Below are 23,414 nucleotides of genomic sequence, written 5' to 3'. Positions count from 1 at the left end.
CTCATCCTCTGCGCTTCCGCATTGTCCGTTGCCCTGGTCACCGGATGCACGAGCGACTCCGGTGGGCCGAGCACATCGGCGAGCAGCCCGAGCCAGCAACAGAAGAGCCCCTCAAACGGGTCTGACCTCACCGACGAGAAGCTGGGTAAGCAAGTCGAGAAGACCCTCGACACGGCCGAGGTCAGCGATAGTGATCCGCTGTTCGTTGAGGCTGGCCTTGAGCGTGTCAGCGACGGCTTCCACTCGGTGCCGGATCTGACGCGAGGGCATTCGTACAAGTTGTCGGTAGTCTGCGTCGGAAAGGGCAGAATCAGCCTCTCCATAGCTGTGAAAAACCCCGTTCGCCAGACCCTTGATTGCGACGGTGTCACATTCCGGCAGCACCTCGCGGCGTCAGCGGCAGCAATCAAGATCGACGGCGACGGGATGCCGGGGGCCACGGGAATGGTCGGGTGGCGCCTGGACAAGGCTGACAAGTAAGCCGCAGCTTCACCGAGACGCGGCACTGTGCCCCGCAACCACCTGGGCGGATACGGGGCACAGTGCCGTGCTGTGGTCTCGGGCACCCAACAGCTGCAGGACGGGGCGGCGCTCATCACGGAGCTCGGCGCGTACGGGCCCAGCGGCCCCATGGAGTGCCCGTCGTCCTGGGCGAGGAGCTCGGCGCAGCGTCGCCACTGCCGCCGTCGCGGCATGCGCGATCCCGAGCTGGTCGTCGGCGACGGCGCGATGGGCCTGTGGAAGGCGCCCGCCGAGGTCTTTCCCGCTGACCCGGCATCAAAGGTGCTGGGTCCACAAGGCCCGTGATGTTACGGACGCCCTGCCGAAGTCCGCGCAGCCGGGCGCGGCGAAGGCGATGCAGGAGATCTACAACGCCGAGGACCGCGCGCACGCCGAGAAGGTCGAGGCGTTCGCGAAGACCTACGGTGATAGCGGCATCGAGCATCGATCTCATGCTTGGGGATAAACCTGTCAGGCTCCCACCACGCCTGGCTCAATTGGTGCTTGAGCTTGCCGACTCGCCTTGCGATCGATCGGCTGTGGGCCGAGCCGTTGGCACCACTCAGTTCCTCTTCCCCGGCAGGGTACCTGGCCGACCTGCCCATGCAACTTCCTTCGCTAACAAGCTCAACCGGCACGACATCAAGATCACGGCAGTCCGCAACACCGCTCGCATCACGCTGGCTCCCGATCTCCCCGCAGCCGTCCTCGCTGACCTCTCCGACATGCACATCAACACGGCCGTCCGCTGGTTGCAGCGGTCGAAGAGGGACTGGAGCAGCTACATCACAACGCGAGCCGAGGACCTCAACCACAAGGGTTCGCCGCAGCGTTGGAGTAGGTGATCTCTGCCCAGGAAGGTAGATTGTGAGAATTGGCGCGACGCCCGGTCCCGGCGTATTCGACAATCGTCCGGTGACTGATGAGAAGCGTTGACTCACCCTTCGCGTTGCCGCTCCCGATCCCGCGCAGAGGGGTGCAAACGTGGAGGTTCGGGCGCTGATTGATGGTAGGGACATCCTGGCTGACGCATTTACAGAGGGTCCGGGCGAAGATCCCCAGTACCTCTTGGTGCCCGGCGGCCCTCTCTATGCTGCATCGGTACCACACGAGGTACGGCTGGCCGAGGCATCGTGCACCGAAGGCTGCTGCGGCGCTCTCTACGTGACCATTCAGCGCGAAGGCGATTACGTGCTCTGGGACGAGTGGCGCAATCCCGACGAGGAGGAGGTTGACCTGCCTGCCTTCCGCTTCGAGGCTCAGGAGTACCAAAGAGAAGTCGAGCGGGCGACCGCGGACCGCAGCTGGGAATGGCCGGCGCGGACTGTTGCGCGGCTGCTGGAGCAAGGCCTCCGAGAGCGCACTGAGTGGCTCGCAAGGTGGGAATGCGAACTCGGCGCCGTGTCCGCCTGGCCCTGGGAACCAGACCAGGTCAACGTCTTCCTCTTCCATCCAGGCCGCTCGGCTATCAGGGAAGATCATCCTTGGCTGCAGTTCCGGATGATCCTCGCCGTCTCCAGTGACGACCCGGCAGACCAAGCTGAACGGCTCGCTGAGCAACTCGTCGCAGCTGACCCGCGCCAAGCCGCCGAGGTCTGCGGTGGCTCACCAGAGTTCGCCAGGCATCTCGGATACCCCTGGCCGCAGCGTCGCAGAGCTTGAGCGCAGGGAATACCGCACGCCAGGAATAAGTGATCTCCGCCGGTGCTGAGCAGACCGAGGCGCTCCCGGTTGTGCCATGCGAATTTGGCGATGGCCGCCTTCAAGTTCCGCTTCAGGGCGCGGTGCAGGAGCACGTAGGGCTTGGCGGCCACGGCTCCGTCTGCGAAAGGTAGTAGCTGTCTGCGATACGGACGGGGTCGATCGATTCACGGTCGACGAATGCCACGATCTCGATGGCCTTTGCCGTGGGCAGCGGCGTCTGGTCGAACTCTTCATCCGTGACCGGGACCGTCTGGTCCTTGGTGAGCTCGTACCCCTTGCCAATGTCCTCCTGGCCGAGCGTTTCGCCGTCGAGCTGGCAGATCTTCCGGGTGCGGATTCGCCCCATGTCTTCCAGGTGGTACTGGTGGAACGAGATCGAGCGGTTCTCGGTGGCAGACGAGACCCGGATCGGGATCGTGCCGTTGACTGAACTAAGAGAAGAATATTCGCAGGTCAGAGACGGTATCTGCTAGCTTCCGGCCATGCTTGAGACAGGCGATTCTGCCCGAGACCTGGTGGGCTTCATTCCCCCGCAAACCGGTGCGCTGGTGGAGACGACGGACCCGGCGCGGCCTTACATGCTGCTGGACTCGGAGGGGGCAGTCGTCACACCCGTGACGGCGTTCTTCGCGGAGCTCCAGGCGTGCGCGCGTCCGAGGACGACCCCGGCCCCGTCCTACTGGAGTACCTGCCTACCGCTCCGGGCCAACGCACCCGCGATGGCCGCGGCCCGGAGCGCGGCATGTGAGCAGCACACCAAACGAGAGGACCTTCACCGTGACCTGGGCCGAAGCGTCGTGTAGGCGGCCGGGACGTTGTCCGGCACCATCCCAGTGTCAGACCGTCGCCCTATGTTGTCTCAGTGATTCGTGATGTGTTTGACCAACGGGTGATACAGGCCGCAGCCGCCGATGTCCAGCTGGCGAGAATGGAGTTCGACGGCGCTGGCCAGTGGCTGACCTCCGTCGGCGAGGGGCCTTCGGAGCCTCTTGCCGCAGAGGTGTGGGTGTTCGACAAGGTGCTCGCTCGAGTGCTGCTGGTCCATCACCGGTGGCGCGGTTGGGTCCCGCCAGGCGGGCGCGTTGAGCCGGGGGAGACACCTCGGGAGGGCGGGCGGCGCGAGCTTTTCGAGGAGACCGGCATCGAGGCGGGGCTGCTGCCGGAACCTGCCGCGGCCACTGTGCGGTCCTATCGCTCGGAGTGGCCGGCCACCCTTGGATTGTCGTTTGTCGCAATCGTGGATGTTGCGAAGCCTTTGGTCCCAGAGAGCGGACAGCCAGCGGCCTGGACGCCCCTGGACGAGGACTGGGCCAGCTACTTCCCCGAGGACGCATCGCGCGTCCGTCGACATGCGCGATGGCTTCGTGAAGACTCAGCCCGCTGAATCGAAATTCTTGAGCGTTCGCCCAGAGCGCGAAATGTGGCTCGCGGATCAGGGTGCGCCAGGGGAGTGCGTATTCTTCGCGCAGCGGTCCGCCGAGCAGATCGAGAACTTGCTCGGCTGCAGTCGCCAACGGCGCGGGGTCGGCGCGATCGGCCACGGTTTGATGGCCTTCCAGTAGAGCCTTGCCACGTACCGGGTCCGCACTCAGCAGTCGGCGGGGCAGCCACTTGCCAATGCCTGTCCACGCACCGTGGTGGGCTGTGAGCAGGTGTGCCGCCTCGCGCAGGGTGAAGTCGGCGAGGGAAAGCTGTTCATACCGATTGGTTGGCGGGGTGTCGACCAGGTCGTCCATGTAGCAGGTGAGGCCGTAGCGACTTCGTTCCCTTTCCGTCGGCGTGAGGGGAGGAGGACCGCCCGCGAGCACCGCGCGGGCCTGCCTGCGTGAGCTCGACGCCGACAACCCGGTCCTTCCTCTCCTCCGAGTCCTGTCGACGACGGGCAACCTGAAGGGCCGCGGCAACGCCACGGTGCGGGGGCTGCACCTGTCCGTCAGGGCGACGGTCTCGTTCGACGCCGCGCTCGGCCGTCCGGGCTTCGTCGACGCCTTCGACAAGGCGTTCGGCGGCCTCCCCGAGGCGCCCGCCAGTAGCCGGGCGGCCTGATCTTGGAACTGCACATCGACGTCCGCTGGCTCCTCGACCGGCAAGAGCGCGTGCTCGGCAAGCACCTGCAGGTCCGCGACTACTCGGGGCTTGTCGCGGCCGTCGCCCGGCATCGCGTTAACACGCCCCACCTGGACATGGCCGACCCCGATGTCTACTGGCGGGCCGCAGCCCTGCTCGACACGATTGTGCTGACGCGGCCGCTGCCCGCCCGGAACGAGCTGTACGGGTACGCGGTCGCAGTGGCGTACATCGAGGCCTCCGGCGAGACCGTCGACGCGAGTCAAGCCCAGTGGATTCAACTGATCGAGGAGATCAAGGCCCTTCGGCTGGACACCTTCGACATCGCCGATCGTTTGAGGTCCTGGCCAGCCCGCCGAGCTGAGCCATAAGCGGTCTCGTTACCCGGCTTCGGCAACGGGGAGTGAGGGTGCCAACTGCCCGGTCGGCGCCCAGTTCTGTAGCGCCAGAACGGCCTCTCTTCGGACGTCGAGCCGGGCACGTACCCAGAGTTCCGTGCCCGGCAAGGCGCCGCGCGTCTGGCCGGTGGCCATCATGATGATCCAGGTTGATCCCGTCACGGTGCACGTCGCTACGGATTCTCGGGCGGTGCCTTCTTCGGAGCCGGGGCACCGCTGGGGGGCACGTCCTTCGCCGACGCAGCGCCGCCAGGGCCAATCCCAGAACGCTTCTGGTGTTGGTTGCTGTCAGGAACAGAGCTCTGGCTGTTCGTGTCACTCCCCGTATTGCGTCCCCGCTGGATGCCCCGGCGCAGGTTGCTCAGCCTGCCCCTGACATCGTCGGGGGCTCGGGAGACCTGTGGGCCACCATGACGGGGTCCCGCGACCTGATCGGCCCTGGGTACCCGCCGCGGCAGGCCGGAGGTGGTCACCCCCGGATGTTCGTCCCTGTGAGCGCCAAGCAGTCTGCTAGCTGTGACAGCAGGATGTGCGACGAGCCTCGCAGCCCACTGCCGGGTGCCTCGGGCCTCTGTGCCGGACAGTTCGACGCGGATGGCTGGGGCCTGCGCGGTCTGTTCATCGAGGTGTGCCCGGACGGTGATCTTACTGCCGGGTGCGGAGTACAGGTAGACGCTGTCGGCTGACTCATCGGGCACGATCTGCCGGCCGCCCGCAAACAGTTCCACCTTCACGTCATCAAGCGGCACACCAGTGGTCTGGATGACCTCAACTGTCAGGCGCCCTCCGCCCCCAGGGAGCAGCATGGCCGTGGTGTGGGCGACTTCAAAACGGGGCCTGATGCTGTCGTCTCGCAGGGAGCGCTCCAGCGCGAGCTGGTCGCGCATCACATTGACCTGTTCTTCGGACGCCTTGACGGTGCGTCTTGCGCTATGCGCCTGCCACCAGCCCACTACCGCCGCGGCGGCAGCAACGATCGCGCTGGCAGCGGAGATGGAGTCGCCGGCGTCCATCGTCACGCCCCTGTCTCTTGTTGTGTGCACCCTTGTTTTCCCTCGCAGACGATGAGGGGTACCAGCCAGGTTCTCAGCTGAGATAGGCGTCCGGCGCCGTCTTGGGCGATCCGGTCGACTTCACGCGCTGCTCTAGGAGCCTCGCGAGTGTCGAGACCTGCTCGATGGGACCCATCGGGCGGCTCCTTCCATCGGCAGGAGTCCGTGGTCCAGAATCAGGGCATGGACGTCCCCAAGCTGCTGGAAGCCGCTTCCCTGCTGGTTCCTGAGGAGATCGCCACCGAGAACGACATCACGGTGAACGATGTCTGGGAGTACCTCACTCGGGACGAGTGGGAAGTAGCCCTCGGGCTGCTGGAAGAACTCGGTGACGTGGGCCCGCTTCCGCTCAGCTTCTGGGAGACCCTGGCGGCCGCAGCCGAACAGATGCGGCTGGATGAGAGCGCGGCCTGGTGCCATTGGCGTTGCTACGAGACTTGCAATGGCACCATCCGAGCTGACCTCACCCTCCGCCCGGCCACCGAAGCGCGACGGCAGACACCCATTTGCGGTGCCGGCGTCCTTCGACCGATGTGGAACGTCGGGAACCGAACCCGGACCGGCGAACCGGCCCTCAACATTGCCAAGCTCTGGGTGGAGTTCGCGCCCGTCCTGGAGCCCGGTGGGCAAGCCTCGGTGCGACTTGCTCCTCTTAACCCCTCGCAGTGGCAGCACCTTCAGCCCGGCCAAGTGATCACCATGCACGAGGACCAATCCGTGGCAGGCACGGCGGTTGTCCTGGAGGTTCATCGACCCACGGCCACGTCCACCGTATAGAAAACAGGCGCCGCCGGCTCGTGCCGTTGGTTCAGAGAAAGCCCAGGACCGCGCCGCGAGCGGCCGGGAGGCCGCAGGGGTCGGCCATCACCATCAGGCTCTGGAACTCCGCGGCGAAACCGATGGGCTCCTGCCCGTCGCGCCGCACCCCTGCACGGCGCCGCCGCTTCGCGTTGCCCCCCACGCGGCGCAGGCTTCGTGGCCTCCCGCGCCGCGTGCAGCGCGACCCAGTCCAGCTCGCCGGCCATCAGACCACCCCGGCCGGACGTCGCCTGCCACGCAGCGGGAGGTCCTGCAGGATCGGGCCCCCGCCACCAGCCCGCAGCCGCTAGCGGGTACGCATGCGCCGAGAACCGGCATGGACCCGCGGGACGCTGGGCCTTCATCCAGGTGTCAGAGCCGGAGAGCGAGGGTCTCTGCGAGGCAGAGGGAAAAGGCAGCCTTTCCCAGCCTGGGGGCCGGGCGCGTTGCACGCCCGGCCCCCAGAGTTGGACCAATCGTCTAGGACTTGTCCGGGCAATCAAGGTGCTGGCGGCTGAGGCATGGGGTTGCGGACGGTCGCTTCAGCTTGAGGACATGGCTGGCACACGACGTCGTGTGCCAGGGTTGCGGGTATGGATTGGCAGTCTGAGAGCCCGGAACTCTGGGCGTTCCTGGAGTCCCTGCACCGCGGCAACATCCTGTCCGGCACCGTCGCGGCGATCGAACGGTTCGGGGTCTTCGTGGCCCTGGACGACGGGCCTGGCCACCCCACCCTGCCCGGTGTCGGGTTCCTCGGGCTCCCCGAACTGTCCTGGCGGCGCTTCGATGATCCCACCGATGTTGTTCAGGTAGGGCAGCGTGTCGCCTGCGAGTTCATTGGGTCCGACACCTACAACGCTGAGGCCAGACTGTCTTTGAAGGCACTGGAGCCCGACCCCCTCCAGGTTTTCGCCGACCGCACAGTGGTTGGCCAGGAATTCCGCGGGACGGTTGAGAAGGTGCTTCCCATCGGCATCCTCGTCGACCTTCGGGATGGGATCTTCGGGCTGGTCCCCTTCAGAGAGATCGACGGCCGCCCTGCGGCGAGTCCGGCAGAAGACTTCGAGGTCGGAGAGGAGATTGCCGTCGTCGTCGCGGAAATCGAGCTGCCAAAGCGCCGGGTGCTCCTCTCCAGGCCAGAGAGCGGCCAGTACGCAGGTGTCGTGCTGTCCACGTGACGGACGCCGTGCCTGAATCGTTGAGGTGAGCATGGGGCGGGGCGGTCTCACGGATGCCGAGTGGGCACGGCTGCGGCCGTTCCTGCCGGTCAGCAACGGGCGTTGTGGCAGGTGGCGGGATCACCGGCAGGTGATCGACGGGATTCTGCACCGGGTGCGGACCGGGGTGCAGTGGCGTGATCTGCCCGAGAGGTTCGGACCGTGGAAGACCGTCTATGAACGCCACCGTCTGTGGTCGGCCGATGGGACTTGGGAGCGTCTGCTTCAGCAGGTCCAGGCCGAGGCCGACGCGGTCGGGGAGATCGACTGGGACATCTCTGTCGACTCCACCGTCGTGGGTGCGCATCAGCATGCGGCCGGCGCCCGCACCGACCCGCCGCCAGCCCCCGCTTCAAAGGGGGCCGCGAAGGCAGAACACCAGGACGAGACGCCGTGGCAGAGCCTTCACGGCCGCCTGGTGGAGGTGGTGCTGGAGACGAGGGCTTGGGCCGCTCGCGGGGCGGTTTCACCAGCAGAATCCACCTGAGCGCGGATGGCCGCTGCCGTCCGCTGTCCCTGGTCGTCACGCCAGGGCAGCGGGCGGACTTTACCCAGTTCAAATCGGTGCTGGAGAAGATCCGGGTCCCCCGTCTCGGGCCGGGCAGGCCCCGCAGGAAGCCGGACAGTCTCGCTGCGGACAAGGCCTACAGCAACGGCCCCGTCCGCGACTACCTGCGGCGCCGCGGCGTCCGCCGTTCGGGAGCCAGCGCCTCCCCGCTCGGGTCACGGCGTTGCCGACCTGAGCGGCCAGGGCGGCGACAAGATCGGCTGAGGGTGGCGCGCTGGTGCCGCCAGTCCAAGCCGCAGTCGACTTCGCCCTCACCCCGTCGAGCTGAACCATCCCGAGCCGTTCGGCCTTGCCGTCGTCCTGATGGAAGAGGACGGCTACACCGTGCACCTGGCCGAAGCCTTCGACCACTGCCCCGCCAAGGCGCAGAGTTTGACGTTGCTGCTCACCACGCGAAATGCACGCTGCACCAGGTCACCTGCGGGTGGGCCAGACCTAAGGCTATTGCCCCCATGACGCGGCGCGCGGCATGGTGAGACCCAGCGGGTGCGAAGGCTTGGGAGACCATGTGGAAGAGTCACAGTGGATTCAGCGGCGGGTCTCGACCAGCAACAAGACACTGCGATTACCTCGGGCGTTGCTCTCCTTCGCCCTCGTCGATCTGACCTGGGAGATCGTCAAGGCCAATCTGAGTAGCCATGTCCGCGGAGACTGGCCGTGGCGACTCACGGTGCTGGACGCGTCCACATGCGCAGCCGTGGTCGCTCTGCTGACGGGCATCATTGTGACCCGATCCCAACTGTCCCAGACCATGCAGCCCGTATTGAGTTGGTCCGGGTTCGCGGGACGCAGCCACGAACTGACGGACTCACTACGAACAGTCTCCCTCGCCAATGCTGGCGGGGGACGATCCGTGGTGTGCTCCGTCGCCTACCGGATCCGGGCATCCGGGCCATACGCGGGCAGCGCTGCCATCCCCTCCGGCTGGATGTCCTGGCGCAACGCCATCGACTCGCTGGTAGCACTGGGGCTCGACTGGGACCAAGACTTCTTCCTCCTTCACCTCGGTTCCGGCGCGGCTATCCCGATGACGAACGCTGGTCGAGAAGGTATGGAATTGCTCGCTCTCGGGTCGAAGGCTCTTGAGCGTCTGGCCGTGCTCGACATCAGAATCCAGGTCATCGACGTCCTGGGCGACGTCTATGAACGAGATCTGCAGTGCATTCGCCCACTGCCGCGGACGCGCCACAGCGCCAGCACGTGACACCACCTCACGCCGGCGGTCGACCGCAACCCAGCGGGCGCGCGTCACGGAACTTGAGCCAGAACCAGTTTTTCCAACCTGTGTCGTGGCCCGTGTTCAGGGAGTGTGGAAGAGCGCAGCCCCTCCCGGGCACCGGCACGGTGACGGTGGCGCAACTGGAGAAGGCACGGGCAGAGCTGCAGGGCTGACCCGCCCTTGCCGCACGGAAGAACTGAGAGACGTCTGCATGATGAACTTCTCCACCTGGCCCGCACTGCTCGTCGTGGACGTTGAGGGCAACGGCACCCATCCGCCGGACCTGGTGGAAGTCGCCGCGCTGCCTGTTCGTGACGGGAATCTGGACACCAGCACAGCCGGGGCGTGGCTGATCTGCCCGCCCCGCCCTGTCACGCCCTATGCAGCCCGGGTGCACGGCCTGACCAACGAGGTTCTGGCGAAAGCCCCGGCATGGCGGGAGATCGCCGATCAGGTCCACGGTGTCCTGGGCGCAGCGTGGATCTGCGCCCACAACGCGCACGTCGACTACCGCGCGCTGACGGCGCACTTGCCGAAGTGGGCGCCGGCCGGGGTCATTGACACCCTCCGCCTCGCCAAGGCCACGTACGCGAACCTGCCGTCATACGGACTCGACGCCCTGATCGAGCATGTTCAGCCGGACCTCTCAGCAGCCCCCGCTCGCAGGCATCGTGCTACCTACGACGCGTACGCCACCGCGCAGCTCCTCGTCGCGATGGCGAGCTGCTACAAGACCTGGGATCAGCTCGTAGCGGCGGCCGTTCCGCCCAGCATGCCCGGCGCACCAGAAGAGGCACTCACGCTCTGGTGACGGGTGAGCGGCGGAGGGCGCCGGCTCACGCACACCCCTGATCAAGGTTGAGCGCTCCCGCCCGCGGCACTGCAGGGCGGGAGCTGCCATGGCCGAGGAGTCGTAGGCCTTGTCTGATGGGTCGGCATGGTGCGCCTTGTCCGGCTCCTAAGCTGTGGCGCTATGGATAGCAAGCTCACTCACGAGGCCAGCGCCTTCATCAATTTCCGGGACTACAAGTTCCAGGATTCAAAGTCGCACGGCTTCAGGTGGGTCGACGTCAAGCGTCTGCGGCTCCCCGCGGAGTCCGTCGACGATGGGGAACTGCTCGCGGCACTCATCGGGCATGAACAGTTCCGGGACGACTATGCAGGCGGTGGAGTTCTGCTGGAGGGATCCAGGCACGGCCCCTATTGGCTGAGGCTGGTCACCCCCGAGGTCTACGAAGCCGTCAGCTGTGAGAAGACCGCGCACATCCTCTGGGAGTGGGTGAACCAGTTCGGCGACGTGCCAGCCGAGCTGGAGGCAGATTTGCAGCAGGAGGTGTTCGACCGCTTGTCCGCAGCCGACCACATCTACTACCTGAGCGGGCTCGGGGACGAGGCCATCCACGACTGGGGGCGTGTGCACGACTGCTTCCATGAATTCGTGCTCATCGACCGCTCAGCTGGGCGGATCACGCTCCTCGTCGCGGCCGACGACTGAGTCGATCGGCATAGCCGCCGCGGAAGGACGCCTGAGAGATCAGGGACGAAGCCACAGCCGAAGGGCGGCCAGAGACACCGTGCCATGGAAAACATAGGCCCTTTTGTCATATCGAGTCGCCACGGCTCTGGATCCTTTGAGCGCGTTGATGCACCGCTCGACCTCCTTCCTTCGGGCATACCGTGCACGGTCGAAACCCGTGGGGTGACCGCCTCGGCTCCCGCGCCGGCGGCGGTTGGCTCGCTGGTCCCGACGCTCGGGGATCGTGTGCTGAATCTGCCGTCGCCGGGAGCATAGAGAACTCCATGATCGGGCTCGCACACACCTTGGGGAAGTTGGCGCGCCGTCGCTTGTGGCCCAACACGGGTTCAGAGTGCTTGGCAGCAGTGGGCCCCGGTTCATCCCCGCCGTCAACGGTTGAGGAAGGAGTAGCTGCGGCCGAGCTCGGTGAAGCCGCGGCAGGAGTACCACTCGCGCGGCCAGTCGGTCGCGTCCGCGATAAGGAAGAGCTGCGGGATCCCGGCAGCGGCGGCCAACGCCAGACCTGTGGCGAGCAGGGTGTCTCCATGGCCCTGCTTACGGTGCGGCACGGCGGTGACGAGATCCTCCAGCTGAGCCAGCCCGGTGTTTCGGTCGAGGTAGAGGTCCGCCCAGGCCGCGATCTCCCCATCCGGTGTCCGGGTGGCCAGGAAGTGCACCTGCTCGGCGCCGCGCAAACGGGCGGTGCGGCGTTCGGTGAGCTGTCGAGCGAGATCCTCGTCCAAGCCCCAGTCCAGCTGTTGGCGGAACACCGCCGCTCGCAGCTCGGCCAGCTCGACCAGGTGCGCGGCAGGCTCGGGCAGCGCGCAGCCAGCCGTCTCCCGGGCCAGTATCAGCTCGGCGTCCCGGTCGTAGCCGACCGCCGCCAGCACCGGGGCGACCCGCTCCCCAAGCGCCTCGTCCAGTACCGCGATCCGGTACTGCTGACGCGATCCGAGGCCCTGTGCAGCCAGTTCGGGCAGTGCCCCCGGGTTGGCATCTGAAGCATCGACGATCAGTCGGTTGTGCTCCTGGGAGTGGGGAAAGTCCGGGTCGCGGACGACGAAGGCGCCGGGCAGCTCGACGGTCTCAGAAGCCTGGCGGCGGGCAAAGGCAGCGCGGAAGGCGGTCACGCGCTCAAGCAGGTCCGACATCCTCGTCATGATCGTCCCGCCGGCTCCCTCGGGCAACAACTTTTCCCTACCGGCGGGCGCTCACAGTGTCAAAAACGACGATAGCGCCCCTGAACTGGGGAAAGCCGCTAGTTGACGCTTTCCTGCTGACCCTTGCTGCCCGGTATTGGCCGTGGCTTACCGCCCGTTCTGGTGCACATCTCGCGGGTTGGTCGGCGCCGCGTCCTGCACTCGCCCTCTTGCTGTACTTGGCTGCTGTACAGCTAGTGCTCTGACCGGGAAGGTTCGCCGGGTTGGCGGTTTCGGCGGTTGGATGTGCGGTGACGTCCGTCCGACTGCTGGAAGGTGTGGTGGCTGAGCCTGTCCGTGTGCGCAGGTTGACCGACCAGGAGGGGCAGAAGCTGCAGCAGATCGTGCACCGGGGCGGTACCAGTTCGGTTCGGTACCGGCGGGCGATAATGCTGCTCGCTTCGGCCGGCGGGAACCGGGTGCCGGTGGTCGCGAAGTTGGTGCAGGCCGATGAGGACACCGTCCGGGATGTGATCCACCGGTTCAACAAGATCGGCCTGGCCTGTCTGGACCCTCGGTGGGCGGGAGGCCGTCCCCGCCTGCTCAGTCCTGACGACGAGGACTTCGTCGTTGCGACGGCCACCACCCGCCCGACCAAGCTCGGCCAGCCCTTCACTCGCTGGTCCATCCGCAAACTCGCCGCCTACCCGCGGAAAGTGCACGGCCGTGTCATTCGGATCGGCCGCGAGGCGTTACGGTGCCTGCTCACCCGCCGCGGCATCACCTTCCAGCGCACCAAGACGTGGAAGGAGTCACCCGACCCCGACCGCGACGCCAAGCTGGACCGCATCGAGGAGGTCCTGGAGCAATTCCCGGACCGGGTGTTCGCGTTCGACGAGTTCGGGCCGCTTGGGATCCGGCCCGCCGCCGGGTCGTGCTGGGCCGAGCAGGGCCGGCCCGAGCGGCATCCCGCGACCTACCACCGCACCCACGGCGTGCGCTACTTCCACGGCTGCTACTCGGTCGGCGACGACAGGCTGTGGGGCTTCAACCGCCGCAAGAAGGGCGCCGTGAACACCCTGGCCGCGCTGAGGTCGATCCGCGCGGCCCGCCCGGACGGCGCCCCGATCTACGTGATCCGAGACAACCTGTCCGCCCACAAGGGCGGAAAGATCCGCCATTGGGCGAAGAAGAACGGGTCGAACTGTGCTTCACCCCGACCTACGCGTCATGGGCCAACCCGATCGAAGCCCATTTCGGACCGCTGTGGCAGTTCACCATCGCCAACTCCCACCACCGCAACCACACCGTCCAGACCCGCGCCCTGCACGCCTATCTGCGCTGGCGCAACGCCAACGCCCGCCACCCCGACGTGCTGGCCGCTCAACGCCGCGAGCGGGCCCGCGTCCGCAGTGAGAAGGGCATCCGCTGGGGCGGACGCCCCGTCCCTGAAGCCGCGTGACCTTCGGCCCCAGGCCTCAACGATCAAGGCCCAGCGCATTGGGAATGCCCCGGATCCAGGCGGCCCGGCCCGGCTCTTCCGCGGCGACGTGCTCCAGGACCTCGATGAACCGCCGGCGCTCACCCGAATCCATCCTGCCGAGCTCATGGGCGATGTCTTCCAGGGTGCTCAACGCCGAATGCGAGTCATGCCCCACCGCGACGAGATCCTCCAAGGTCGCCATCGCCGTCAGAAGGGCCCTGACCACTTCGTTCCCCTGAACCACAGCTTCGCCCTCTTCAACACGAGTGATCACGAGACGATGCTGCCACCCGCACAGGTGTCCAGACACCATCAGTGCCAAAGCCTCACGACCGCTCACGCCGTTCGGTCGAACCCCATCCGACACCGTGAACGTTTGCGGTCCTAGCGCTGCAGAGGGCGTTGGAGAGCCAGCAAATTGAGGCTGGGGTGTCTATGGCAGCGGGTGCGCTGGCGCTGCCCGGCCACGTATGGATGGATTCGTAGCAAGTGGCTTGTTTCGTGGCCTACTTGGTTCGGTGGAGATAGCCGATTGAATCGCAGCCTTCATCTGGGTCTGCGGTGGGGCACATCGAAGGGTCGTCTTCGTCGCCGAAGAGGTAAGTGTCCACCCTGCAGTCGTCGGCCGAGAAGGTCAGGGACAGCACGGTGCCGCGTGAGGCGGTCTCGTCAGCGCTGGTCTCGGAGTAGAACACCCAACTGCCGGACGACAGGTCCGAAGGGTGGGTGCAGTCAGACGCGACGGGCAACTTGTCGAAGTTTTCGCTGGTGAAGGTGTGATCCGCGTGGAAGGTCAAGGATGTCCCCGCCTCGTTGGTCCATCGCCCCGCAAGCTGATCCGCTGATATCTCGGTTGCGTAGATCGCCGCCGCCAAGCCGCACGACACTGTCAGTGCGATCGCCACCGCCGTGAAGGCAGCCGACCGCCAGATCTGTCGGACCACGCAGATCCCTCCCCCACACGCACGGGCAGCCGCCCGCGACCAGGCCCCGTTGGCTCGCCCCACACTATATTGAACGCGCTCAAAATTGAGCATGCTCAAATCATGTGATGGCCTGCAGCCTGACGATGTCGGCGAACCTATGCGGTCACAGCACTAGCCATCATCAAGAGCCGGGCACCCAGGACAGCACCTCAACGGTTGACGCGGGCACGCCGCTCGCCCGGCGCCAGCGGCTGGACCGTATCTGGCGAGCCGGGATGGACGGTCAGCTGGCTGCGTACCAGTATGGCCTCCACCGGCGAGTTGGCCGCCCACCGGGCGGAGAACGGCCACGCCGGACACAGCCAAGTCTCCGACGCGGTGGTAGTCGCAAGAGCGCAGCCTCCTCTATCCCCGAGCTACCCCGGCAACTGGCGGCAGAGAGCCGTCTGCCTGCTCAGACTGGCTGGGTTACCGACGGTGGCCGCTGCCGCGAAGCCGACGGAAGAGGATGTCTTTCCTCAACTGGTGAACTCCCACAGTCAGTGCACATTCCTGATCAGGTCTGGCGTGACACACGGGGCACGGGACGTTGAGCAGCCGGAAGCCGGGCACCATGCTCGCGGTCCCGCGGAGCGTTCGCTGGTCTTCCGCCCGCTGCGCCGCTTTGGCTTTCGCGGCCGCCTCGCGTTCCTTCACGATGGACATGATTCGCTCATCGTGGCCGTGCTTCCGCTGGACACCCTTGCCGCCGTCCTCGCCTTGTTCGACGCATACTTGGCCGGGCCGGGCGTTACAGACAGGGCAGGCCCGGCGGATCCAGAACCGCCGGGCAACCTTCTCGTGCAGAGGAACCGTCCGCGTCGGCCGGGGGCGTTCGACCGTGGCCTCCGCCTCGTTTGTGACCTCCGCGTTGCTCTTCCGGGCTGTCGCCCGGTTCCTTCTGTTTTGAATGCGCTCGGCAAGGTAGTCAGCGGCTGCATCCGCGATGTTGTTTTCTTTCTCGGTCCGGCCGCTGCCTGCGGCCACCTTGGCGCGGTTCAGTAGCCGACGGACTTGCTTGGTGTCCCGTGCGGTCACCGCCTTGTCAAGGTGGAAGAACAGAAGGCGGCGGCGCGCCTCGGTACTGGGCACACGCTTCTTGGTCTCCACGGCGGTCCACCGGGACGGGGGCGGCGTGCTGCGCGAACGGACGATCTGCTCCACCATCGGTGTCGACAGCCCCCGCTCCGTCATCTCGCACTCGTCCAGACCGAACCACTCGGTCGGCCGCGCGAACGCCTCGGTGCCGATGCTGACCCTGCGGGCAGTGCCCTCGCTGTTTAGCCGGATGCGGTGGACATACCAGCGGCGGATCAGCGTTTCCTGGTCCACCGGCACCGAGACCCCGAGCACCGGCTCCAGGCCATCCTCGTCCCACATGGGCTCCACCGCCCGGTCCAGGTGCACGCGCAGCCCACGTGCCTTGAACCGGATGTCGACCACGGAGCCGATCGCCGCGCCGTCCGGCCGGGCGAAGTCGAAGTCGGCCTGATCGCCGCGGCCCCGGAACCAGGCCGCGGCCGCAGACTTCACGTACAAGTGGTCGGCGCTGGCAACGCCCCGGGCACGCCGTCCACAGACGTGAGGCAGTCCGTCCGGGCCCGGGTGGTGAGCGAAGTGGCACACGCGGTCGGTGTAGAGCTTCGTCGTCAGCTGACCGCCGCAGCCGCCGAGCAGCAGTCCGCACCAGAACGTGTCGTCACCGTGCCGCCGGCGGAAGGCGTCCAGCTCGATCGCCTCCAGCGGCAGCATCAGCGGCTCCTCTGAGTTCGCACTTCCCATCACCGCCGTCTGAATTTGCCGCCTGTCACCCTGCACGAACCCCCACCTTTCCGTCCCAACTCATCGTGTCAGTTCGGGCGTTGGTCCAACAGGTCATCGCTGGGATCAAGCCGTCGTGCGCACCGGGACAGGGTGCGCGACAACGGCCGCGGTTCCAGCCTGCTGGGCAGCGCGCTCGGCTCGCGCCCGCCGAAGGGTGGCCGCCTCGGTGGCGGCGGCTTCACGGCGGCGCTGGACGCGGGCCGCGGCGAAGGGGGCTGGCGCATCCTTCGGCACGGTCTCCGGCTCCGGGAACGCCCACTGGCTCAACTCCTCGCGAACCAGGGTCCGCCCTACGGCCGTCGGCCGCTGTGCACCTGGACGAAGAGATTCCCCGGCGCTCCGCCGTTCTTCCGGACAGGCCCATGCTCCTCAGTCCGGTAGCCAGCACCTGGCGCCCTCTTTACGGTGCGTGATGCTTACCGCAATATCGGTTATCGCAGTGGATTCCGGGGTGGGGGGAGAAGCCATGGCAACGGGTACGGACAAGGACTATTGGGCCTCGCAGGCGCTGCCGAGTGTTCTCAAGCACAAGTTGCTGGGCCAGTACATTCCCCGCTTCGGCGGGATGACCGGCTCGCGTGGTCGGCACCAGGTCGTGTACCTCGACGGCTATGCGGGCGAGGGGCGGTACGAGAGCGGCGACCGCGGCTCTGCGGAGATCGCGATGCAGGTGGCCGCTCATCACCTGGAGAAGAACGCGCTGTTATGGAACTGCTTCTTCGTGGAACAGAAACCCGATTCCGTTGCCCGTCTGGACCAGGTCGCTGCCCACTACCGCGCCTTGGGCGTGGACGCGCGGGTGCACTGCGGTGACGTGGACGGAGTTCTGGGCGAGGTGCTGCGGGTTGCCGACGGGCTCCCGCTGTTCCTGTTCCTTGATCCGTGCGGCCTGGGGCTGCCATTCGACCGGATCGTTCAGACGCTGAACCAGCGGCGCAGTATTCCGCGGCTCTGGCAGCCGACCGAGTTCTTGATGAACTTCAGCATGGACGCGGTACGGCGCCTGGGAGGCAATGCCCGGTCCGCCCGCGGTCTGGAACGCTCCTCCGAGCGCTTTGATGAGGCGTGCGGCGGCCGGTGGTGGCGTGAGTATTTCCGGCCGGACGAGCCAGCCGAAGCGGACGTGGACGAGGTCGTGGCCGCCCAGTACGCCCAGCGGCTGAGGGAGAAGACCGGCATGTTCGTGCAGTCGGTGCCAGTCGCCAGAAAGCCGGGGCAGAAGGCGGTGTACCACCTGGTCTTCGGCACCCGCAGCGAGCACGGCCTGTGGTTCTTCGGCGACGCCGTCGCTCGGGCTCGGGACGCGTGGTGGGAGGGACTTGAGATCAAGGAGGAACGGGAAGACCCGGACGCTCTTTTCTCCGCTACCTCGGTGGTCCGCCCGGACCCGCAGGAGGTCACTGACGCTGCCGTGCCCGCCATGGCCGACAACATGGAACAGATCCTGCACCGGCAGCAACGGCCCTTCAAACTGCTCAACCACACGCTGGACGTTTTCGGCGACTACTACGGACAGGTCACCGAACCCGCTGCGCGCAAAGCCGTCAAGCTGCTGCACAGCAGCGGCCGGACGGCCAGCACGGGCATTGGAGGGAGAACCCACGAACTCATCGTGGAACCCCCTCGGTGAAAACCGTCAGGCGTCGGTAAACGCAGGCATCTGATCCCAGGTACGGCCTTGCAGGGTGCGGCCGCCGGCCTTAGGCGTGTGGCCGCCCCACTGCTTGAAGAAGAAGGCGACCTGCTCGTCCAGGCACAGATCACGGATCTGGGTCGCCCAGGCTTCTTCCATCGGCCGGTGCCGCGGGCCGGACTCGCCGCCGGCGATCACCCAGTGGATGCCGTCCAGGTTCAGCCCGTCCAGCGGACCCAGCAGCGGCTCACAGGACAGGAACCGGACTGCGGCGGGCACCTGCCGCAGATCATCAACCCGGAGAAGTTCCTTCGCCGTTTCCACCGAGACACCCATCCAGAGGTTCCCCGGCCACACCAGTTGGTCGGCAACCTGCCGCAGGCGGCGGGCCCGCTTGGTCAGCACTTGGTACGTATGCTGCGGCGTGTCCGCCATGACCTCGAAGACCTGCCGTACGAAGTCCAGTGGCACCCGGGCATGGAACAGATCCGACATGGAGTTCACGAACACCGTCCGCGGGCTCTTCCACCCGTACGGAACATCCAGCGCATCGGGATGCACGGTCAGATCAAATCCCGGCCCCGACGTACGCGGGTCCCCGTCATTCTGATACTTCGCCGCCCCCATCGCCTTTAACCGCTTGGCCAACGTCAGCGCGTAGCAGTTGTCGCACCCGGAAGAAACCCGGTCACATCCTGTCGTCGGATTCCACGTCGCCTCGGTCCACTCAATTGCGCTTCGATCGCTCATCAGTTACCTCCCCGCCGTCCAACCGCTCCCACCAGACGCGGGACGGCATGTTCAACGAACCGGAACGGGCGTTGACACCCGGCCATCCAACCACCCCAACACCGCCTACCCATTGGCTATCTCCGACCTGCGAACCTCGCCCAGGAAGACGCCCTTGGTAACTCCGACAGCCTCATGCCGTACGACCCAGCGGCTCCGCTTCGGCCTGCTGAGCGCGCTCGCCACGGGCGCGGCGAAGCGCGGCCGCATAGGTGGCGGCGACTTTGCGGCAGCGGTGGGCGCGGGCGCCCTCGATCAGGGACGGCTGGTCGTCCGGGGTGGCCTCCGGCTCGGGAAACGCGCGTCGGCTCAGCTCGCGCATCGCCCAATTCTGCCGCTCCACCGCCTCCGCGATCCCCGGGTCCACCCGGCGAGGCGCGGCGACCGCCTGGTGCGCGGCGAGCGCGCGGCGGTAGCCCTCGCGCGCCGTCTCCATGGTCTTCCCCGGACCGGTGGGCGCGGCCGGGGCCGGGTCTGCCGGAGCGACGTCTGCCGGACCCGGTGCGGGTACGGCGCCGGGCGGCAGGATTCGCAGGGCGCGCACAACGGTGCGGCCCGCTGTCTTGTTGGCGGCCGCGATGACGCGGGTCTGCTCCAGGCGGGCCTTCGTCGCCCACGCCGACGACTCCGGGCACACGGTGAGCCGGCCGGAGTCCGGATCGAAGCCGACGGCGGCCACGTGCCCGGCGAGGTCGGGGGCGATAGCCGCCCACCGCTGGCGCAGGGAAGCGCCGGCGGCCGGGAGCGCCCAGGCCCGCTCGGTGACCAGCGCGTCGATCGCCGCGCCCAGGCCCATCGGCTCGCGCCCGTCGCGCCGCACCGTACGGACCGGCCGCGGCTTCTTCTTTGTCTTCTGGCCGGCGCCGTTCTTCCGGGCCTGCTCCATCGCGGACCGCAGCGCGACCCGGGCCAGGTCGACCCCGGACACCTCGCCGTCGCTCATGCCTGCCCCCAGGTGGTGTGCCCGAGGACCAGGTGTTGCGTGCCCGCCAGGCGCTGAGCTTGGTCGACCAGCTGGTGGCTGAACAGCCTCCTGGCCGACGGCTCGCCGTACTGGTCGATGTGGTCGAACACCACCTGGTGATCCTTCAATCCCCGCACTCGCCAGGCGCGGACGTGCTCGTGGGTCAGGTCCTCGAGGACGAGCTCCTGCTCCAGGTCGACGTCGTCGACGACCGGGTCGGGCGCGGCGACGGGACGCGGCGCGGGCAGCACGACCGGCACCATCGGCGCGGCCGGGACGTCGTCGGCCAACTGCGCGGCCGCGGCTTCAGCACGGACCTGAGCTGCGGCGGCCTGCCGGGAACGGTGCTGCTCCCACTCGTGCGCCTTCGCCCACGCCCTGGCGGTCACGTCCTGGTGCAGCTGCTGCTCGGTGACCGCGCGGCGCTCGGTCTCGGAGGCGCCGGGCATCGCTGCGTCGACGGCGACCGCGACCGCACGGCGCTGGTCGCGGCGGTCGTCCTGCCTCTCCGCGCAGCGCGGGCAGTCCTGCCCGGAGTCGAGCAGCACCCGGTCGTCGCACCGCACGTCGCCGCACTGCTGACGCTGGGGCAGCGCTAGGCCGATCAGCCAGCCCACCGGACTCTTGATCGGCGCGGCCAGCCGCATCTGTTCCTCCAGGCGCCGGGCGACCCGGTTGGCGAGGACCCGCGGCGCATCCGTACGACCGGCGAACCCGACCACCCTGTCCAGCTCGCTACGGGCGGCGTCTTCCACCAACTTCCGGGCTGGACGCTCCAGGCGCGCCCACACCAGGTCGACCGGAGCCAGGACGACCCGCAGCTCCTCCGGCGGCAGGAGCACCCTCCCCCGCTGCTGTCTGCCCTGGCCCGCACCGTCCCCGACCCACACCGGGGTACCAGCCACCGGCCCGCGGCTGCCCTTCACGCCTTCGACGACCGGGGACTTCTTCCGCTGTTCCCCGCGGAGCGGGCCGCCATCCTGGCGCACGCACGCGCGGTCCGGCAGTTCACCGGACCCACCACGGCCTTCGCCGGAAAAGCCACCAGAGAGCGCGAGAGACCCACCAGGAGTAACCACAGAAGCGTGGAGAGCGTGGTGCTGTGCAGTTGCGGCGAGGTCTGCCGATCCGGCCTTCTTGTTCTGCCTGGTGTCCTCCACCCCAGTCGTCCCACGGGTCTCGCCCCTCTTGACCGACTCAAGATCTCCGGATGCAGTACCGGCGAGGTCTGAAAACACGGCGTTCGCCACCCGGCGGGCCTCCCGTACGGCCAGCCCATGGGCATCAGCCACCGGCACCAGGCGCACCCGCGACCGCGCGTGCAGACCCGCGCCGGTCTCCTGCCGGACCAACTCCGCGACGCCGTGCTTCTGGAGCCGCTTGAGTACCTTCGCCCCGGCCGCCGCCGTGCAGCCCAGCAGCCGCGCGACGGTCGCGGCCGGACGCCCGCGGTCGGTGTCCACGGACCCGGGGCAGAGCTGCAGCCAGCCCGCCGACCCCGTCGTCAGCACCATCAGCAGCAGCCCGAGCCGATCCGTCGCAGCCCCCCGCCCCGTACGCCCGGCGAGCAGCCCGGCCGGGACCGGCGCTTTGTCCTTCGGCGTCCATCCCGGACCGAACAGCACCTCGATCAGGCTGAGCAGCACCGCCAGCTCCGAGCGGGACAGCGCCAGAGCGTGCCGCCGGTCGCCGGCCTTCTGCGCCCGGTACATCGGGATCACCCAGCACTCCAGGCCCGTCGCGTGCCCGAAGGCATTCGTCGCGACGTTCGAGCCGAGGAGCCCCGCGCCGCGCAGCTCGGGCAGCACCGTGTGCGCGACCGTCGACTGCGACACCCCCAGCCACCGACCGAGCTCCGCCGCCCAGATGGACGCCTGATAGTCGTCGCGGACCTTCGACTTCGCCGTCAGCACCACCGAGGCCAGCCGGGCGCCGTCCGACGCACCGGCCAGCGCCGGGGACGTCACCAGCGCACGCACCGCGGCGAGCAGCCGCGCGCGCATCGTCTTCGACAGCTGGAGCGGGTTGCCCAGCTCCAGCCGAGCCACCGGACCGGCCTGCGCCGGAACCGACTGCAGCCGACGCCGCGGACGCCCGGCCGAGGCCCCGTCGACGGAGTCCCAGAGAGAGTGCTCCTGAGCAGCGGCCGGTGCCGCCATGGCGCTCACCGGACACCCCAAGGGAACGTCAGAACATGATCCATCCGGCGACCATGGACCAGATCACCTGTGGACAGAGCCCGCTCAGCCGGTGCTCCCACACGGCGGGCAACAATCTTGAGACCCGTCCCGCCGCACGAGACGACGCCCTCGCGAACCCCACCGTCCGATGCACCGACCCGCGCGTGCACGAGCGGGTCGGCCGACACCGCGACCGCGCTCATCGACACCCCGAAAGCGCTGCTCTTGTAACTTCCTACCGGAAATGAAACTTCCGCTGCGAACTGCGCAAAGATGCATGAATCGGGCGACAGTCCCGTCGTGCGGGAAATCCGCAGCCCCCGAACCGGGGTGAAACGGACAGAGTTGAGCTGACAGGGGACACCACTCTCGTGCACTATGAGAAACGACCTGCTCTCCATATAGCTGGACCGACCAGAGCCCCTCGGGGCCGGGCCGAGCCGGATGTGCGGACGGGTTGGGTAGCCCCCTTCGTGAGAAGCGGGCGACACCGATCGGGTGGGGGAGATTTCTCCTCTCTTCTCGGTCCTGCTGAATTGCGAAGCCCCTGTGGTGGGAGCCCGCGAGGAAAGCAGGTCGGTGCTGCTGTGGCTGTGGTGGCCGTGGTTAGCGACCGGTGGTGCTGATGGCCCTGGTTAGGGGCCGATGGTGAAAATGAGCGGCTCGGTGAGCCGCAGCTCAGGACCGGGAGCGAACCGGGACTGAGTGGCCGACCTGGATGGTTAGTCCGGTCGGAGCGAAGGGCCGCGCGAGGCCGAGCGGGTGGTTAATCCGCTGAGTGGCGCGCGCGGCCGGTGGCGGCTACGTCACCCCGACCCCCTCGATCGCGAAGGTGGAGTCGGCGTACCCGAATACGGCCGGGACCGCGAGGTCATCCCTCATCCGGCGCCTCCTCGATGACGGCGTCCGGATGTTTCGCGGCCAGTCGTCGGAGGAGATGCGCGTACGCGCGACGGTTTCCTCGATGAGGCTGGGCGAGCCCGGCCTCCCACCGTGCGACCGCGAGGCGCTTGACGCCGATAGCGTCTGCGACTTCGGTCTGGGTGAGGCCGGCGGCGAGCCGGAGTTGCTGCCGGACCTGGGGTGTGGGGAGGGTGTCCTCCTCCACCAGGGCATCAATTCGCCTCAGCGGATCGGACATTGGAGCCTCCACAGTAGGGAAACATCCCCCAAAACATACACGGCCCCAGCGATCTCCGGTATCGAGGACGAGCGTGTTGCTGTGCGAGATACCGACCGGCTCCACCTGACTTCCCTCCCTCTGCCGATGACCGTCCCGTTCCAGACGTGAGAACGTGCAGGTAGAACCCTTGTTGGTCCAGCTGATCTTCGCGAGTGGAGAGTTGGGAGAGCCGATCAGATAGACGCGTTCTGTCCTGATCACTGGCCCTCCGCGC

Annotated in this window: 23 protein-coding genes and 4 pseudogenes; 15 read left to right on the top strand and 12 right to left on the bottom strand. The window is 67.4% G+C overall.

All coding sequences use genetic code 11. The annotated features are described in order from the left end of the window. Nucleotides 1-21 precede the first annotated feature (21 nt). From OG963_RS43335 to OG963_RS43325, 3 genes and pseudogenes are all read left to right on the top strand, one after another. Complete coding sequence (locus tag OG963_RS43335; protein WP_331749985.1) at nucleotides 22-480, top strand: hypothetical protein; 459 nt, start codon at nucleotides 22-24, stop codon at nucleotides 478-480. Between the two features lie 144 nt (nucleotides 481-624). Further along, nucleotides 625-928 (top strand): annotated as a pseudogene (locus tag OG963_RS43330) (transposase); the annotation flags it as partial. A 737-nt stretch (nucleotides 929-1,665) separates the two neighbouring features. Then, nucleotides 1,666-2,163, top strand: coding sequence for a hypothetical protein (locus tag OG963_RS43325; protein WP_371800387.1), 498 nt, complete (start codon nucleotides 1,666-1,668; stop codon nucleotides 2,161-2,163). A 47-nt stretch (nucleotides 2,164-2,210) separates the two neighbouring features. On the opposite strand, the pseudogene OG963_RS43320 reads toward OG963_RS43325, so the two are convergent. Then, nucleotides 2,211-2,662, bottom strand: a pseudogene (locus tag OG963_RS43320) (Ku protein); the annotation flags it as partial. Between the two features lie 405 nt (nucleotides 2,663-3,067). Here OG963_RS43320 and OG963_RS43315 point away from each other — a divergent pair. From OG963_RS43315 to OG963_RS43305, 3 genes are all read left to right on the top strand, one after another. Then, nucleotides 3,068-3,589, top strand: a complete 522-nt coding sequence (locus OG963_RS43315; RefSeq protein WP_371800386.1) for an NUDIX domain-containing protein — start codon at nucleotides 3,068-3,070, stop codon at nucleotides 3,587-3,589. A 395-nt stretch (nucleotides 3,590-3,984) separates the two neighbouring features. Further along, nucleotides 3,985-4,251, top strand: a complete 267-nt coding sequence (locus tag OG963_RS43310) for a hypothetical protein (RefSeq protein ID WP_331749976.1) — start codon at nucleotides 3,985-3,987, stop codon at nucleotides 4,249-4,251. A 2-nt stretch (nucleotides 4,252-4,253) separates the two neighbouring features. After that, nucleotides 4,254-4,643 carry a toxin Doc gene (locus OG963_RS43305; protein WP_331749972.1) on the top strand — a complete coding sequence of 130 codons (390 nt, stop codon included), beginning with the start codon at nucleotides 4,254-4,256 and terminating at the stop codon, nucleotides 4,641-4,643. 200 nt (nucleotides 4,644-4,843) lie between these two features. Here the strand turns inward: OG963_RS43305 and OG963_RS43300 are convergent, their stop codons facing one another. Then, nucleotides 4,844-5,689, bottom strand: coding sequence for a hypothetical protein (locus tag OG963_RS43300; protein WP_371800385.1), 846 nt, complete (start codon nucleotides 5,687-5,689; stop codon nucleotides 4,844-4,846). 216 nt (nucleotides 5,690-5,905) lie between these two features. On the opposite strand from OG963_RS43300, the gene OG963_RS43295 reads away from it, so the two are divergent. Next, the gene (locus OG963_RS43295) at nucleotides 5,906-6,499 is read left to right on the top strand and encodes a hypothetical protein (RefSeq protein WP_331750311.1); all 594 of its coding nucleotides are present in this window, start codon (nucleotides 5,906-5,908) and stop codon (nucleotides 6,497-6,499) included. A 31-nt stretch (nucleotides 6,500-6,530) separates the two neighbouring features. On the opposite strand, the gene OG963_RS43290 is transcribed toward OG963_RS43295, so the two are convergent. After that, complete coding sequence (locus OG963_RS43290; protein WP_371800384.1) at nucleotides 6,531-6,683, bottom strand: hypothetical protein; 153 nt, start codon at nucleotides 6,681-6,683, stop codon at nucleotides 6,531-6,533. A 430-nt stretch (nucleotides 6,684-7,113) separates the two neighbouring features. Between OG963_RS43290 and OG963_RS43285 the strand changes: the two genes are divergently transcribed. The 6 genes from OG963_RS43285 to OG963_RS43260 all read left to right on the top strand — a co-directional run bounded on the left by OG963_RS43285 (nucleotide 7,114) and on the right by OG963_RS43260 (nucleotide 11,019). After that, nucleotides 7,114-7,698: a S1 RNA-binding domain-containing protein gene (locus OG963_RS43285; RefSeq protein WP_331749969.1), complete on the top strand. Its 585-nt coding sequence runs from the start codon at nucleotides 7,114-7,116 to the stop codon at nucleotides 7,696-7,698. A gap of 31 nt (nucleotides 7,699-7,729) precedes the next feature. Then, nucleotides 7,730-8,224: an IS5 family transposase gene (locus OG963_RS43280; protein ID WP_371800424.1), complete on the top strand. Its 495-nt coding sequence runs from the start codon at nucleotides 7,730-7,732 to the stop codon at nucleotides 8,222-8,224. Then, nucleotides 8,131-8,781: a transposase gene (locus tag OG963_RS43275; protein WP_371800383.1), complete on the top strand. Its 651-nt coding sequence runs from the start codon at nucleotides 8,131-8,133 to the stop codon at nucleotides 8,779-8,781. Before OG963_RS43280 ends, OG963_RS43275 begins: the two co-directional genes overlap by 94 nt. Nucleotides 8,782-8,813: 32 nt before the next feature. Then, nucleotides 8,814-9,509, top strand: coding sequence for a hypothetical protein (locus OG963_RS43270; protein WP_331749966.1), 696 nt, complete (start codon nucleotides 8,814-8,816; stop codon nucleotides 9,507-9,509). 226 nt (nucleotides 9,510-9,735) lie between these two features. Beyond that, nucleotides 9,736-10,335, top strand: a complete 600-nt coding sequence (locus OG963_RS43265) for a 3'-5' exonuclease (RefSeq protein WP_331749963.1) — start codon at nucleotides 9,736-9,738, stop codon at nucleotides 10,333-10,335. Between the two features lie 162 nt (nucleotides 10,336-10,497). Further along, on the top strand, nucleotides 10,498-11,019 hold the full coding sequence (locus OG963_RS43260) for a hypothetical protein (protein WP_331749961.1): 522 nt from the start codon (nucleotides 10,498-10,500) through the stop codon (nucleotides 11,017-11,019). A 39-nt stretch (nucleotides 11,020-11,058) separates the two neighbouring features. Here OG963_RS43260 and OG963_RS43255 read toward each other — a convergent pair. Together OG963_RS43255 and OG963_RS43250 are read right to left on the bottom strand one after the other, a co-directional pair. Next, nucleotides 11,059-11,307 (bottom strand): annotated as a pseudogene (locus OG963_RS43255) (IS5/IS1182 family transposase); the annotation flags it as partial. Nucleotides 11,308-11,429: 122 nt separating this feature from the next. Then, on the bottom strand, nucleotides 11,430-12,191 hold the full coding sequence (locus OG963_RS43250) for a GNAT family N-acetyltransferase (protein WP_331749958.1): 762 nt from the start codon (nucleotides 12,189-12,191) through the stop codon (nucleotides 11,430-11,432). A gap of 329 nt (nucleotides 12,192-12,520) precedes the next feature. Here OG963_RS43250 and OG963_RS43245 point away from each other — a divergent pair. Then, nucleotides 12,521-13,641, top strand: a pseudogene (locus OG963_RS43245) (IS630 family transposase). Between the two features lie 16 nt (nucleotides 13,642-13,657). Here OG963_RS43245 and OG963_RS43240 read toward each other — a convergent pair. From OG963_RS43240 to OG963_RS43230, 3 genes are all read right to left on the bottom strand, one after another. Next, nucleotides 13,658-13,936, bottom strand: coding sequence for a hypothetical protein (locus OG963_RS43240; RefSeq protein WP_331749955.1), 279 nt, complete (start codon nucleotides 13,934-13,936; stop codon nucleotides 13,658-13,660). A 232-nt stretch (nucleotides 13,937-14,168) separates the two neighbouring features. Then, the gene (locus OG963_RS43235) at nucleotides 14,169-14,606 is read right to left on the bottom strand and encodes a hypothetical protein (protein WP_331749952.1); all 438 of its coding nucleotides are present in this window, start codon (nucleotides 14,604-14,606) and stop codon (nucleotides 14,169-14,171) included. A gap of 450 nt (nucleotides 14,607-15,056) precedes the next feature. Further along, nucleotides 15,057-16,379, bottom strand: a complete 1,323-nt coding sequence (locus OG963_RS43230) for a hypothetical protein (protein WP_371800382.1) — start codon at nucleotides 16,377-16,379, stop codon at nucleotides 15,057-15,059. A gap of 484 nt (nucleotides 16,380-16,863) precedes the next feature. Between OG963_RS43230 and tcmP the strand changes: the two genes are divergently transcribed. Then, nucleotides 16,864-18,081 (top strand): three-Cys-motif partner protein TcmP, encoded by a 1,218-nt coding sequence (gene tcmP, locus OG963_RS43225; protein WP_371800423.1) that lies wholly within the window; start codon nucleotides 16,864-16,866, stop codon nucleotides 18,079-18,081. Between the two features lie 6 nt (nucleotides 18,082-18,087). Here the strand turns inward: tcmP and OG963_RS43220 are convergent, their stop codons facing one another. The 4 genes from OG963_RS43220 to OG963_RS43205 all read right to left on the bottom strand — a co-directional run bounded on the left by OG963_RS43220 (nucleotide 18,088) and on the right by OG963_RS43205 (nucleotide 23,158). Next, nucleotides 18,088-18,834 (bottom strand): phage Gp37/Gp68 family protein, encoded by a 747-nt coding sequence (locus OG963_RS43220; RefSeq protein ID WP_331749943.1) that lies wholly within the window; start codon nucleotides 18,832-18,834, stop codon nucleotides 18,088-18,090. A gap of 172 nt (nucleotides 18,835-19,006) precedes the next feature. Continuing rightward, a complete protein-coding gene (locus tag OG963_RS43215) occupies nucleotides 19,007-19,816 on the bottom strand; it encodes a DUF721 domain-containing protein (protein WP_331749940.1) in 810 nt (269 codons plus the stop codon). Further along, complete coding sequence (locus OG963_RS43210; protein ID WP_331749937.1) at nucleotides 19,813-21,996, bottom strand: hypothetical protein; 2,184 nt, start codon at nucleotides 21,994-21,996, stop codon at nucleotides 19,813-19,815. Before OG963_RS43210 ends, OG963_RS43215 begins: the two co-directional genes overlap by 4 nt. 892 nt (nucleotides 21,997-22,888) lie before the next feature. Next, nucleotides 22,889-23,158, bottom strand: a complete 270-nt coding sequence (locus tag OG963_RS43205; RefSeq protein WP_331749932.1) for a helix-turn-helix domain-containing protein — start codon at nucleotides 23,156-23,158, stop codon at nucleotides 22,889-22,891. Between the last annotated feature and the right edge of the window lie 256 nt (nucleotides 23,159-23,414).

It is taken from the genome of Streptomyces sp. NBC_01707, from assembly GCF_041438805.1.
GTDB lineage: Bacteria > Actinomycetota > Actinomycetes > Streptomycetales > Streptomycetaceae > Streptomyces.
This window is presented reverse-complemented; position numbering and strand designations above follow the sequence as displayed.

What these genes read in the sequence shown, in the direction of transcription:
- OG963_RS43250 (WP_331749958.1), bottom strand. Translation starts at nt 12,191, where the DNA reads ATGTCGGACCTGCTTGAGCGCGTGACCGCCTTCCGCGCTGCCTTTGCC.
- OG963_RS43230 (WP_371800382.1), bottom strand. Translation starts at nt 16,379, where the DNA reads ATGCTGCCGCTGGAGGCGATCGAGCTGGACGCCTTCCGCCGGCGGCAC.
- OG963_RS43210 (WP_331749937.1), bottom strand. Translation starts at nt 21,996, where the DNA reads ATGGCGGCACCGGCCGCTGCTCAGGAGCACTCTCTCTGGGACTCCGTC.
- OG963_RS43215 (WP_331749940.1), bottom strand. Translation starts at nt 19,816, where the DNA reads ATGAGCGACGGCGAGGTGTCCGGGGTCGACCTGGCCCGGGTCGCGCTG.
- OG963_RS43205 (WP_331749932.1), bottom strand. Translation starts at nt 23,158, where the DNA reads ATGTCCGATCCGCTGAGGCGAATTGATGCCCTGGTGGAGGAGGACACC.
- OG963_RS43260 (WP_331749961.1), top strand. Translation starts at nt 10,498, where the DNA reads ATGGATAGCAAGCTCACTCACGAGGCCAGCGCCTTCATCAATTTCCGG.
- OG963_RS43295 (WP_331750311.1), top strand. Translation starts at nt 5,906, where the DNA reads ATGGACGTCCCCAAGCTGCTGGAAGCCGCTTCCCTGCTGGTTCCTGAG.
- OG963_RS43220 (WP_331749943.1), bottom strand. Translation starts at nt 18,834, where the DNA reads ATGAGCGATCGAAGCGCAATTGAGTGGACCGAGGCGACGTGGAATCCG.
- OG963_RS43265 (WP_331749963.1), top strand. Translation starts at nt 9,736, where the DNA reads ATGATGAACTTCTCCACCTGGCCCGCACTGCTCGTCGTGGACGTTGAG.
- tcmP (WP_371800423.1), top strand. Translation starts at nt 16,864, where the DNA reads ATGCTTACCGCAATATCGGTTATCGCAGTGGATTCCGGGGTGGGGGGA.
- OG963_RS43280 (WP_371800424.1), top strand. Translation starts at nt 7,730, where the DNA reads ATGGGGCGGGGCGGTCTCACGGATGCCGAGTGGGCACGGCTGCGGCCG.
- OG963_RS43285 (WP_331749969.1), top strand. Translation starts at nt 7,114, where the DNA reads ATGGATTGGCAGTCTGAGAGCCCGGAACTCTGGGCGTTCCTGGAGTCC.